Origin of the sequence: Paenarthrobacter aromaticivorans (assembly GCF_019038615.1) — a bacterium.
Classification (GTDB): domain Bacteria; phylum Actinomycetota; class Actinomycetes; order Actinomycetales; family Micrococcaceae; genus Arthrobacter; species Arthrobacter aromaticivorans.
Window position 1 is genome coordinate 1 of record NZ_JAHOPC010000017.1, and the last position, 11,917, is coordinate 11,917.

Here is an 11,917-nt window from a genome sequence, read left to right on the forward strand (position 1 = left end):
GAACCAAAAAGGAGATCCGCCGGTGCGTGAAACGCTATCTCGCCCGACGGACCTACCGAACCCTTAACGCCACAAACACGGACCCACGCCACCCTTGACAACCATAGAAGGATCCCCGCGTTGCATTTCTAGGCGGGCTTCAGGGCCGGCGCCGCGGTGCTCTTCCGGATTTCCATCCGCGGCGAGAACTCGTCTTGCGCTTGCGTGGTGGGTTCCCCCGCTTGCTGGATCTGCTCGCGCATCCTGCGCCAGGCCAGGCTCCCGAGTTCATTGATGGGAACAGCGGCGGTGGTCAGCGGGGGAGTGGTGTACTTGGCGAACGGGATGTCGTCGAACCCCGTCACCGAGATGTCCTCCGGAACCCGTAATCCGTGCTCGTGCAGGCCGCTTAGCAAACCCATGGCCACGAGGTCATTGAAGGCCAGGATGCCCGTTGCGCCACTGGCGATGATGGCCTCGGTGGATTCATGTCCGGAGTCGAAGTTGGAGCCGCCATGGAGCATTTGGAGTTCAATCTCCGGGTGCTCCTTCCGGAATTTCTCCAGGCCCACCAAGCGCTGCCGGTTGGATGCACTGTGCTCCGGGCCGGAAAGGAAGGCCAGCCGCCGGTGACCCAGACCCACCAGGTGCTGGGCGAGTTCCTGGATGCCTTGGCCATAGTCCACGCTGAGGCTTGGGGTGTTGGTGGCCACCGTGGTGCGGTTGATGAGGACCAGCGGATGCAGGGTAGGTGCCAGCTCTTCAAGTTCGGCATCGCCCATTCGGGGTGCGCAGAGCACCACTCCATCGCAGCGGCGACGGGCTTCTCCGGCGAGGATTGCTTCCTCGCTGGTTACCTCGGATGAATCTGCGATCAGGACGCGATACCCGTCCTGGGACGCCGCAATGCTGAGTCCGCGAAGGATGGCCTGGAAGGTGGGGTTGGCCAGGTCCGGGACAACAATGCCGATGGTGTCAGTCTTGCCCAAAGCCAGGCTTCGTCCCACGGGATTCGGCTGGTACTTGAGTTCGGAAGCTGCAGCCCTTACGCGGGCAGCGATGCCGGGATCCACGGCGGCGTTACCGTTCATGACGCGGGACACTGTGGCGTGCGAGACGCCTGCCTTCTCCGCGACATCGGCAATGCCAATCCGCCGATTGGTGTTCCTCCGTGCCATGTTGCCCCTTCCGGTTGGCTGTCCGCGTGCTGCCCCGGCGTTGGGGCAATGGTTGACGGAACCGCCACAGTCTTGATACAAAGCTTATAACGCTCTGAGAAAACGCTTTCTCATGATTCTTCCCAGATCACGCCGGGCCGTCAAGCGGTTCACTCCTGCCTTTTGAAAGGGGCATTCCCATGGTCAACGTTGACACCGCCAGGACCCATTCAACGGCGGCGGACACTTCCGGATCCGCCCCCGGAGGCACTGACCCTCATCGGACCCGCATTGCCCTCATCGGGACCGGGGGCCGCTCGGAAATGTACATTCGCGCAATCTATGGACAGCACGCCGACGTAGCTGACCTCGTCGCTTTGTCCGACGTGAACCAAGGCCGCGTGGAGTTTTACCAGGAACTCATCAAGGATTTGGGCGGCCCGGGGCCAGTGGCATCCTTTGAGCCAGCGAAGCTCACAGAGTTTATCCAGGCCAACGGCATCGAGCGCGTCATCGTCACAACGCCCGACTACACCCACGCGGACTACATCGTCGAGGCACTCGAGGCGGGCGCCGACGTCGTGGTTGAAAAGCCCCTGACCATCGATGTTGAGGGCTGCCGCCGCATTACCAACGCCGTGGCAGAAACCGGACGGAACGTCGTAGTCACCTTCAATTACCGCTACTCGCCGCGCAACACCGCGCTTAAGGAGATCATCCAGAACGGCGTGATCGGCAAGGTCACGTCCATCGACTTCACCTGGGTGCTGGACACCGTGCACGGCGCAGACTACTTCCGCCGCTGGCATCGTGAGAAGAAGAACTCCGGTGGCCTGCTCATCCACAAGGCCTCGCACCACTTCGACCTCGTCAACTGGTGGATCAATGACGTCCCCGAGCGCGTTTTCGTCTCCGGAGGGCTCCGCTTTTATGGCGACAAGAATGCTGCCGAGCGCGGTCTGGGCGCCCGCCCCGAACGCGGCACGGTTGATGGCTTGGCGCGTGATCCGTTCCGCCTGGACATGCGGGAAGACGAACGCCTGAAGGCCCTGTACTACGACAATGAAAAGTTCGACGGCTACCTCAGGGACCAGGACGTCTTCACTGAAGGCATCACGATCGAGGACAACCTGGCCCTCGTAGTGGACTACCAGGGCGGCCCCACGCTGAGTTACTCGCTGAACGCCCACAGCCCGTGGGAGGGCTACAGGGTCAGCGTCAACGGTACGGAAGGCCGGGCCGAACTCGAAGTGGTTGAGCGCGCAGCAGTCCAATTCAGCACTGACAAGAAGACCGTGGTGGACCCCAGCGCGACGCCCATCGAGGAAGAAGACGCTGTCCGACGAAACGGGGAGCGCCTGGTGGTCCAGCGCCACTGGGAGGCGGCCTACGAGGTCCCGATCGTCAACGGTGAGGGGGGCCACGGAGGCGGCGACAACCTGCTGCTCTCAGACCTCTTCAACGGCCCGGGCGTAGACCCATTGGGCCGCCCGTCGGGGTACATTGACGGCCTCCGTTCCGTCTCAGTCGGCATCGCCGGCAACCAGTCCCTGGACACCGGATTCCCTGTCCGCATCAGTGAACTTGGCCTCGGCGTCGATCTCAGCCGCGGCCAGGCGTAGCGGCCCACCACTTACACAAGGACAACACCATGAGCAGGATTTTCGTCACCGGCGGTTCCGGCCGGCTGGGCCGCAGCGTCGTTGCCGGCCTTGCCCAGGCGGGCCACGAGGTGGTCTCGGTTGATCGCGACGCCATCCCGGCGGAGCAGTTGCCCACTGGCGCAGTGCAGCGAACGGCGGACCTTTTGGCCCCGGGAGAAGCGGAGCGGCTCCTCCGGGAAACAAACCCCGACGCCGTCATCCACCTCGCTGCTATCGCCGTACCTTTCAGCGCTCCTGAGGAAGTCATCTTCAGTACCAATACCCGGCTCGCCTACGCGGTCATCAGTGCAGCCACTGATGCGGGTATTCCGAAGATTATTACGGCAAGCAGCCCCACCGCCCTGGGCTACGGCTCACCCGCAGGTTGGCTGCCGCCGTCGTTCCCGTTGGACGAGCAGACGCCGCCTAAGCCCTGGAATGCTTACGCGCTGTCCAAGCTGATCGCCGAGCAAACAGTGCAGATGTTTGCGGCGGCGCAGGGGGACAAGATCCGCTACGCGGCATTCCGGCCCTGCTTTGTCATCTCCCCGGAGGAGTGGCAAGGCGCGCCAACACAGCAAGGACACACTGTCCGCGAACGCCTTGCCGATCCGGCACTTTCAGCCCCGGCGCTGTTCAACTATGTCGATGCCAGGGACGTGGCCGACTTCCTGGACGTGCTGCTGGAGAAGATGGATGCAATCCCCAACGGGCAGGTCTTCTTCGTCGGAGCGAAGGATGCCTTGGCCACTGCTCCGCTCGCTGAGCTGTTCCCGCGTTTTTTGCCGGGCAGCGGCCCGCTTACCGAACACCTGTCCGGTACCAGCCCGGCGTTCTCCATCGGGAAAGCGCGTGACCTTCTTGGCTGGGAGCCCAAGCGCAGTTGGCGAACCGAACTTACGCCGCCATATGAAAGCGCAGATTCAGCAGCATCAGAGCAAGCACTACTCAACGACGAGAATCACGCCGGCCTGGTCCCGGCGGGAGCAACCAAGGAGACACCATGAACTTCGACGGCGTACTGTTTTTCCCCGTCACACCCTTTGCCGAAGACGGCTCGGTGGATGTGGCCCTTCTGAAGGAGCACATCACCTCGCGCCTTCCTTACGGCCCCGGAGGTGTTTTCCCAGCGTGTGGCACGGGTGAATTCCACGCCCTCTCCCTGGATGAGATCCGCACCGTGGTGGCTGCCGCCGTCGAAGCTGTTGCTGGAGCCGTCCCGGTAGTCGCAGGCGCCGGCGGCCCGTTGGGCCACGCCCTTGCTGCCGCCAAGGTAGCCGAGGAGGCAGGCGCCGACGCCCTGCTGGTTCTCCCGCCGTACCTGGTTACAGGGCCAACAGACGGCGTCGTTGCTTACGTCGAGGCCATCGCCGACGCCAGCAGCCTGCCCGTGATCGTTTATCACCGTGGCACGGCGAAGTTCACGGCCGCAGCCATGAGCCGCCTCACCGCGAACCCGAAAGTCATCGGCTTCAAGGATGGGATCGGGGACGTCGGCCTGGCGCAGGAAATCGTATCTGCCATCAACGCCAGCGGCCGAACCGACTTCGCACTTTTCAATGGACTCCTCACGGCAGAGCTGACCCAGGGCGCTTACCGCGGCCTCGGGATCCCGCTCTACTCCTCGGCCGCCTTTGCCATGGCTCCGGAGATCGCGAAGGCCTACTACGACGCATACGTTTCTGGTGACGAAGACCGCCGGAACGCCCTGCTTGAGGGCTTCTATGCACCCCTCGTGAGGCTTCGGGACCAGACTCCAGGCTTCGGCGTTTCCCTCATCAAGGCGGGGCTGCGATTGGCAGGGTTGCCGGTAGGCCCTGTCCGTCCGCCACTGGTGGACCCCACGGCGGAACAGCTGCTGGAGCTGAAGTCGATCCTGGCCAAGGGCCACGAGTTGGCGCTCAGCTGATGACAGCGCGCATTACCGGCCTCACCACGCGTTTGATCACGGTTCCGTTGCTGCGTAGCTGGGGGGCTGAGGCTCCCGAGAACCACGTGATCGTCACCGAACTGAGTACTGACGACGGCGGCGTGGGCCACGGTTTCTCGTGGACACCTACTATTGGTCCCCAGGCAGTCAAAGCACTTCTGGACTACGACATCGCCCCCTTCATCCTTGGGTTGGAACCGAATCCCGAAGCGGTGTGGGACCAACTCTGGAAGCGTCTGCACGAGGCAGGTGGGGGAGGCCTGACCACTATCGCAATGGCCGGTGTGGACCTCGCGCTGTGGGACCTTAAAACCCGTCAGGCCGACACCTCCGTCACTGCTCTCCTGGGTCAACGCCAGGAATCAGTGGAGGTCTATGGCTCGGGCGTGAATCTGCACTACTCCTTGGAACAACTCGTGGAGCAGGCACAGCGCTGGGTTGCCGCTGGCCATAAGGCTGTGAAGATCAAGGTGGGAAAGCCTGAGCTACGCGAAGACGCTGAACGGGTTGCCGCGGTCCGGCAGGTCATTGGCCCGGACCGCCTGCTCATGATTGATGCCAACCAACGCTGGGACCTGGCGCATACCTTCCGCGCCTTGGATGTTTTGGGGGAGTACGGATTGGAATGGCTTGAAGAGCCAATCCGTGCTGACGATTTGTGGGCCTACCGGCGCCTGCGCAAACACTCTCCCGTGCCGATCGCGCTTGGCGAGAACGTCCACACTATCTACCGTTTCCGCGACTTCATCGAAGCCGAAGCCGTGGATATCATCCAACCCAACATTGTCCGGGTGGGCGGCATTACGCCGTTCCGCAGGATCGTGGAGTTGGCCCGCGCGAACAGCATCAGGGTGGCTCCGCACCTTCTTCCGGAACTCTCCGGACAGTTGGCGCTCACCTTGGCCGAGGCCGTGAGCGTGGAAGAAGTGGAAGACGCTTCCTTCGAGCAGCTCGGCATCCTCGCCGAGCCCTCTCCCATCCGAATCCGCAACAGCAGGCTCAGCTCGGCAAGCCGTCCCGGCCTTGGCTTCGACTTTGCCCAAAAGCCGGCCGCACGTGAGAGCTCCGCCCCTGAGAGCTCCGCCCCTGAGAGTAAAGGAAACCACATTGAGTACAGCAACTCTTGACCTGACCGCGGTGACAGGGGCTGCCGCCGCAGCCTTCAAGGTGACCGCCGCAGCGTCCGACGCCGAGCGCGCAGCCTGGCTGACCGCCGTCGCCGACGCCCTGGACGCCAACGTGACGGAACTGGTGGCCATAGCTGACTCCGAAACCAGCCTTGGTACGGTTCGGCTCACAGGTGAGGTGGCCCGGACGAGCGGCCAACTCCGGCTGTTCGCGAAGGTGATCACCGAGGGCTCGTACTTGGAGGCAGTGATCGATCACGCGGATCCTGCCGCCACGCCGCCCAAGCCTGACCTGCGCCGCATCCTGCGTCCGATTGGACCCGTGGCCGTGTTCTCGGCGTCGAACTTCCCGTTCGCGTTCTCGGTGGCCGGTGGCGACACTGCATCGGCGCTCGCTGTCGGTTGCCCGGTGATCGTCAAAGCACATTCCGGCCACCTACGCCTGTCCGAGCGGACTGCCGAGATCGTGACCGAAGCCTTGGCCAAGGCCGGAGCTCCGGACGGCATCTTCGCCCTCGTGAGCGGACGCGAGGCAGGTACCGCATTGGTGCAGGATCCCGCCATCAAGGCTGTGGGCTTCACCGGTTCCATCCCCGGCGGCCGCGCACTGTTCGACCTCGCAACGTCCCGCCCGGAACCGATCCCCTTTTATGGCGAACTGGGCAGCCTGAACCCCGTGGTCATCACGGATGGTGCTTTGGCCGATCGCGCTAAGGAACTTGCTGCTGGCCTGGCTGGTTCGTTCACCCAGGGAGCGGGACAGTTCTGCACAAAGCCCGGACTCGTTTTCATCCCCGCGGGCACCGACTTCGCTGCCCAGGTGGCAGAGGCGAGCAAGGACAAGCCGACCGCGGCCATGCTGACTGAGCGGATCGCGGAGGCCTATCCTTACGGCCTGCGCAGCGTCGCGGAGCAGCCGGGCGTTGCGGTGGTGAGCGGCACAGTGGATCAGGACAGCCTGGCCGACGGCGCAGCTCCGGTGGTGTTCTCGACAAGCGCCGCCAACGTGCTGGAGCGTCCTGATGAGTTGCTGGAAGAGTGCTTCGGCCCCACCACGCTCCTCATTGAGTACGCCAATGAGGAAGAGCTGTCACAGGCCCTCGCCAAGGTTCCAGGCAGCCTCACCGGCACCGTGCACGCGCAGCCAGGGGAGGACGTTTCAGCGCTTGTGGAGCAGCTGAGTGAGCTTGCAGGTCGCGTGTTGTTCGACGGTTGGCCCACTGGCGTTGCAGTGAACTGGTCGCAGCAGCACGGAGGACCGTACCCCGCCACGACATCGCTGTTCACCTCAGTGGGCGCTACCGCGGTTCGCCGCTTCCAGCGTCCCGTGGCTTACCAGGACGCTCCGGAGAACATCCTGCACCCTGCCCTGCGCGAGGCGAACCCGTTAGGCATCCCGCGCCGGGTGGACGGCGCGCTAACCCTGGGCTAAGGGCGCCAAGCAGGATTGCAGTACGCGAAGGGCGGGGTCACCGTGATGGTGACCTCGCCCTTCGCGTTTTGTGGTTGGTAACGCGCTACGGCCGCAGGGTGATCGGACGACGGCGGCCGTCCACTTCCGTCGTCGGCCAGCGCTCGTCGACGGTCAGCACCTTGACTCCGCCTTCTGTGAGCAGCACGGTGTCTTCGATTTTCACGCCCGGTCCGGAGGGGTTCCACGTGAACGGCTGGTCGAGGACGATCCTGTCCGTCACGTCCGCGGTGACCCGCGGATCACGGCCGGCATAACCTGCTGGACCGCCCTGATGATGCAGGGTCCATTGATCGGGACCAAACCGGTGGCGCACATAGGCATCCTGGATAGCGGCGAACACCTCATTGAGCTTGGCACCCGGCACGGTGGCCCGGAAGATGTCCGCTTCAACCGCTGCGATGCGTGCTTCGGCGTCGAGCTCCTGTGGAGTGCCGGCGTCGAACGCTACCCAACGGGTCACGTTGGCCACCAAGCCATGACGGCGGGCGCAAACCACGGCCATTGCCCTGCGACCGATGGGAGCATGCGTTGCCAGCGGGTGGCGGAAACCGCTCCTGGCAGCACCGCTGCATAGCAGGACAAGGGGCTCGGCGCCCACTGCCACAATCCGGGCAGCCAAGTCCGAGACAAGCTCAAATTCGGTTGTCCCGGGCGTTGCTGCCGTGAGGACGTCGGTCATCGCCTTGGCGGCATCTGCGGACAATTGGGCATAGCGGGCTGTTTCTGCAGGCAGGAGTTGTTGTCGCGCTGCCCGTAATTCCCCCGCGACAGCGGCTTCCATCAGAGGGTTTCCGTCGTCGGCCAGCCCGGCCGCAGATGCATGCAGTTGGCCGTGCCACGGAATACTGTGCAGGTTGACGCCCTGGGGAAGCTCCTCTGCCTCGATCCTGTCGGCTTCGTTGTTGAACGTCACAAGATGATCTCCGGCTCGATCCACCAGGAGGGCGGCGATGGGATCCCCTGCCAGGCTGATATGGACACGACTGCCGTCCAGATACCAGGTGAGTGCCGTGTTGCTCGTGAGCAGAAGCGAGTCTCGATCCGAACGGTCCAGGATGTCCATTATGCGGCGGCGCTTCACCACACGGTCGGTGGCATTGCCGGGGGCCGGGGACGCAGCGCCGGATGTCCGTGCGGCGTCCGGCGTTACTGCAGATTGAGTCGGAGCGGTCATGCTGGGTCCCCCTGGGTTGAGATGAGCTGTTCAATGTCCTGTGTGGCTAGGAAGCCGTCAGCGATGAGCACCCTGACGGTGCGATGCACAGGGCGGTCGGGTTCGGTGGCCACCGGCGACTCCCACGCCAAGGACAGCCCCACGCCCGGATAGCCCGAGTGCCGAACGAACCAGGGGTCCGCTGCTTGAGGGGATGCCAGGAAGACGAGCGTGGCCGGATGCCCCAAGCCCGGATCGCCCGCACTATGGCCGCCGCCCGTTCCGGCGTCGAAAGTTCCTGACCAAGCCAGCCAGGGCGCGACGCTGCCATGGACGGTATCTTCCCCGCGCGAGTCAGGGGTCCAAATGGTTGCGTCACTGACCCTTGGCAGGCGCCAGAAGAAGCCGCCATAACCGCCCTGCGACCTTCCGTTGGAACCGGGGCTGCCTAGCAGCACCGGGCGTCCCGTGGCGGATTCGAGCGTGAAGTCCAGCGTCAATTGCCAGACGGAATTTCCGACGGCGGCCCAGCGCCACTCGCGCTGTTCGCGGAGGACAGGGGAACCGTCAGGGCCCACCCAGCTCAATAGCTCGTTCCGCTGTCCATCCCTATGTTCCGCGGACTCAAGGACCACGCGGCCGTGGTCCTTGCGCCAGACGTACGCACCGGCGTGGCGCGTGTAGGTCCGGCCACCCCAGAAATTGATACCGTCCACGTCCTGGATGGCGACCCCCGCTCCAAGGTGCCACACATGGTCCTCCGGAATGTGGTCACTTACGATCGTGCCGGCAAGGGTGCGGACGGGGTGGAGGTACGGGCGCGGCGAGGAGGTTGGCCGGATGCGTGAGCCGTCCTGCATAGTGGCGACGGCTCTGCCGTTGACCTTCAGCTCTGGCTTGGCTGCTCCATCGGTAACCGCAGCTTTTTCAACCCACGGCGCCCCGAGTTCCACGAACGTTGCTTGGCCCAGGGTGGCGCGGTGGATCCACGACTCGATGTCCCGTACCACGGCATGGGCGTCGTCGCCTTCGCCCAGCCACGTCACATGGTCCGGATGGATGAGCCGGGGTGCGTCCGAGGTTCGGACCGCTTCCAACACGGACATGTAGGCGCCGGCTCCACTCAATGGGCTGAGCAGATCCTGTTCCGTCCGTGCTGAAAGGAGGTTTTCCAACAGGTCCGTCCGACCGAAAATCTCATTCCGGATCCCGTCCGGAGTAGTGATCTCCAGGCTGTCTTCGGTGTAGGAAAGCGTGATCTGCCCGAGCGTTCCGTAGACGGTCACCGATGGCGCCGACTGCACGGGCGCGCACAACGTCAGCCCGCAGGTCAGCACGGTGCCTGTCGCCGTCCGGACCCTGATCACGGAAGTGTCATCGCTTTCGGTGTCATTCGCCCGGTAAAGGTCGGTTTCGACCAATTCGACGTCGGCAACGCTCCTGGCACCTGCGAGTCGCAGCCCGGTAGCCACTGCGTGTGCCAAGGCGTTCGTCGCGACGCCGTCCACCACATCCGTACCGTTCAGGCTTCGCTTACCGGCCCAGCGGGAGCGCGTGAAGTACCCCTTTGTCCGGAGCCACTGGCCCGTCGCGCTGATGCCGCGGACCTCGCCGATCTCACCAGATGCCACAAGCTTTTCTATGGCGGGAAGGGCATGCGAACCAAGGCTCTGGAAACCGACTTGAACAATCCGACCGGCGCTCGCCGACGCTGCGAGGACGCTTTCGTACTGGGCCATGGAAGCCACGGGAGGCTTTTCGAGGTAGACGTTGGCGCCTGCCCCCAGTGCTGCGAGGGCCAGCGGAGCGTGGGTTTGGATAGGAGTGGAAATGATGACGACGTCGGGGGCACTTCCCGCAGCCAAGAGGTCGTCCAAGGAATTGTAGACGCCCACGTCAGGAGGCAACTGGCCTTGGGCGGGTGGCCGTGGATCGGCAACAGCCACTAGTTCAAGCATTCCGGCGGAACTGAGCCGATGGAGGTTTTCAAGGTGTCGTTCGCCGAATCCGTGAACGCCAACGAGTGCTACCCGGGGCAGTTGGTTGTGAACGCCCACGATTGTGTGGGAGGCCGTTGAGGGCAAAGTCATAGTGCTGTCCTAGCGGGATCAGTTGTGGGGAAACCATGGGCTTCATCGGCCTGGAGGTTGGAGGAGAGAAAAGCTGCCGCCTCTTCCTGCATGGCGGTGGAAAAAACATGGGGCCCGGGCCAAAAGCTGCCTGTGTACCGCCCAGCCGGCATCCGCTCCGAAAGGTGGGCATCGGCGTCGCGCATTCCTGCTTCCGGAAACAGCTGGTCGGCTAGTGCGTACTGGACCAGGACAGCGCCGGCAGTTGAACGCATTACCAGATCGGGCCAATCTCCCAGCCTTGACAGGCCAGGGGAGTGGAGCAACCAGGAATGGGCATCGAGGTAGGCAGGGAGGAGGGACGCGAAGGTGGTCATCATGCACGTGACCACATAGCTGCGGATCAGTGGACTGAGGGCGGCGAGCACCATGGCCCGGCCGCCTCCACCTGAAAATCCGGTGCATCCAAGGCGTTCCGGATCGACTCCGGGGAGGGATGCCAGGATGCCTAGCGCCGTGAGGTCGTCATGCGCCACCGTCCCGGCGATGCTGGTGCCAAGGAGCGTTGCGGCTTTCGCCACGGTTTCTTCATGATTGGACGCTGCTGCGTTGTAAAGATCCGCCGGGGAAGGCTCGACGCCGGCCTCCCGCCACAGTGCCTGCTGGCCGTTGACGGACTGGGCCGTCCGCCAAGGCTGGGTTTCCAGACCGAAGCCGCGACTGCCCCACATGAAGGCGTCGTGTGCCAGGACGGCGAAACCCTGCTGGGCAAGCCATGTAGCCCAGTGGCGCCCGCTGTAGAGCTTTTCCCGTAATTGGACCGGTATACGACCGAAGCCAGCCGCAGTGGTGGTGGCCCCGGCGTCGTTCTCTTCTTCTCGTGGAAGTAAGACCAGCCGCTCCGCGCCATGGGATTTGATCCCGCCATGGCAGTGAAGAGCCAGTATCCCGGGCAGGGGGCCAGTGGAGCGGGCTGGCCGCACGAACCAGGCCGAGGTCCTTGGTCCGAAACCAAGCTGCCAGGACAAGCGGGAGGTGATGACGCCGTCGTGCTCTGTTTGGGTTTCCACCCTGTATTCAGTAACCGGCGCAGTGGCAGGGACCCCGAGCGTGTCCACCAGCTGCTGGGCACTTGGAGAGGTTGCCGCGAAGTGATGCCGGGCGGCGTAAGCGGGCCAATCCTCGTAGCGGCCAAGAGCGCTGGGGCGGATGGGCATTCCTGCCATGTCAGCAGTGGTCATGGCAGTCGCCGTGCTTGGGGAACAATGGTGTCCTGCCTTTTCGGTGCGGATGATGTGCGAAAGCGCACACCGGGCTTCTTCGGCGTGTGTAAATCGGTTATTGGCGGCTTCCTCAGAAAACGCTTTCTCAAAAATTAGCAAAAG

At 63.7% G+C, this 11,917-nt stretch carries 9 protein-coding genes; 5 read left to right on the forward strand and 4 right to left on the reverse strand.

The genetic code is table 11. The features are described from left to right. Nucleotides 1-128: 128 nt before the first annotated feature. The gene (locus KSW38_RS20545) at nucleotides 129-1,157 is read right to left on the reverse strand and encodes a LacI family DNA-binding transcriptional regulator (protein WP_216926809.1); all 1,029 of its coding nucleotides are present in this window, start codon (nucleotides 1,155-1,157) and stop codon (nucleotides 129-131) included. Nucleotides 1,158-1,336: 179 nt separating this feature from the next. Between KSW38_RS20545 and KSW38_RS20550 the strand changes: the two genes are divergently transcribed. From KSW38_RS20550 to KSW38_RS20570, 5 genes are read left to right on the forward strand one after another with little or no spacing between them, the layout of a single operon-like run. Then, nucleotides 1,337-2,758 (forward strand): Gfo/Idh/MocA family protein, encoded by a 1,422-nt coding sequence (locus tag KSW38_RS20550; protein WP_216926810.1) that lies wholly within the window; start codon nucleotides 1,337-1,339, stop codon nucleotides 2,756-2,758. Nucleotides 2,759-2,787: 29 nt separating this feature from the next. Continuing rightward, entirely contained in the window at nucleotides 2,788-3,786 is a 999-nt protein-coding gene (locus KSW38_RS20555; protein WP_216926811.1) for an NAD-dependent epimerase/dehydratase family protein, read from the forward strand. Beyond that, nucleotides 3,783-4,688, forward strand: a complete 906-nt coding sequence (locus tag KSW38_RS20560) for a 5-dehydro-4-deoxyglucarate dehydratase (protein WP_216926812.1) — start codon at nucleotides 3,783-3,785, stop codon at nucleotides 4,686-4,688. Before KSW38_RS20555 ends, KSW38_RS20560 begins: the two co-directional genes overlap by 4 nt. Further along, nucleotides 4,688-5,836, forward strand: a complete 1,149-nt coding sequence (locus tag KSW38_RS20565) for a mandelate racemase/muconate lactonizing enzyme family protein (protein ID WP_216926813.1) — start codon at nucleotides 4,688-4,690, stop codon at nucleotides 5,834-5,836. The genes KSW38_RS20560 and KSW38_RS20565 overlap by 1 nt, the downstream gene beginning before the upstream one ends. Then, on the forward strand, nucleotides 5,817-7,268 hold the full coding sequence (locus KSW38_RS20570) for an aldehyde dehydrogenase (NADP(+)) (protein ID WP_216926814.1): 1,452 nt from the start codon (nucleotides 5,817-5,819) through the stop codon (nucleotides 7,266-7,268). The genes KSW38_RS20565 and KSW38_RS20570 overlap by 20 nt, the downstream gene beginning before the upstream one ends. An 85-nt stretch (nucleotides 7,269-7,353) precedes the next feature. On the opposite strand, the gene KSW38_RS20575 is transcribed toward KSW38_RS20570, so the two are convergent. The 3 genes from KSW38_RS20575 to KSW38_RS20585 are packed head-to-tail and all read right to left on the reverse strand — an operon-like array spanning nucleotide 7,354 to nucleotide 11,773. Next, nucleotides 7,354-8,484 carry a M24 family metallopeptidase gene (locus tag KSW38_RS20575; RefSeq protein WP_216926815.1) on the reverse strand — a complete coding sequence of 377 codons (1,131 nt, stop codon included), beginning with the start codon at nucleotides 8,482-8,484 and terminating at the stop codon, nucleotides 7,354-7,356. Next, nucleotides 8,481-10,553 carry a DUF6807 family protein gene (locus tag KSW38_RS20580; RefSeq protein WP_216926816.1) on the reverse strand — a complete coding sequence of 691 codons (2,073 nt, stop codon included), beginning with the start codon at nucleotides 10,551-10,553 and terminating at the stop codon, nucleotides 8,481-8,483. The genes KSW38_RS20575 and KSW38_RS20580 overlap by 4 nt, the downstream gene beginning before the upstream one ends. Continuing rightward, nucleotides 10,550-11,773, reverse strand: a complete 1,224-nt coding sequence (locus tag KSW38_RS20585) for an acetylxylan esterase (protein WP_216926817.1) — start codon at nucleotides 11,771-11,773, stop codon at nucleotides 10,550-10,552. The genes KSW38_RS20580 and KSW38_RS20585 overlap by 4 nt, the downstream gene beginning before the upstream one ends. Between the last annotated feature and the right edge of the window lie 144 nt (nucleotides 11,774-11,917).

Bases quoted from the DNA above. Each gene is read 5' to 3' on its own strand.
- KSW38_RS20545 (WP_216926809.1), bottom strand. From the start codon at position 1,157: ATGGCACGGAGGAACACCAATCGGCGGATTGGCATTGCCGATGTCGCG.
- KSW38_RS20550 (WP_216926810.1), top strand. From the start codon at position 1,337: ATGGTCAACGTTGACACCGCCAGGACCCATTCAACGGCGGCGGACACT.
- KSW38_RS20555 (WP_216926811.1), top strand. From the start codon at position 2,788: ATGAGCAGGATTTTCGTCACCGGCGGTTCCGGCCGGCTGGGCCGCAGC.
- KSW38_RS20560 (WP_216926812.1), top strand. From the start codon at position 3,783: ATGAACTTCGACGGCGTACTGTTTTTCCCCGTCACACCCTTTGCCGAA.
- KSW38_RS20565 (WP_216926813.1), top strand. From the start codon at position 4,688: ATGACAGCGCGCATTACCGGCCTCACCACGCGTTTGATCACGGTTCCG.
- KSW38_RS20575 (WP_216926815.1), bottom strand. From the start codon at position 8,484: ATGACCGCTCCGACTCAATCTGCAGTAACGCCGGACGCCGCACGGACA.
- KSW38_RS20580 (WP_216926816.1), bottom strand. From the start codon at position 10,553: ATGACTTTGCCCTCAACGGCCTCCCACACAATCGTGGGCGTTCACAAC.
- KSW38_RS20585 (WP_216926817.1), bottom strand. From the start codon at position 11,773: ATGACCACTGCTGACATGGCAGGAATGCCCATCCGCCCCAGCGCTCTT.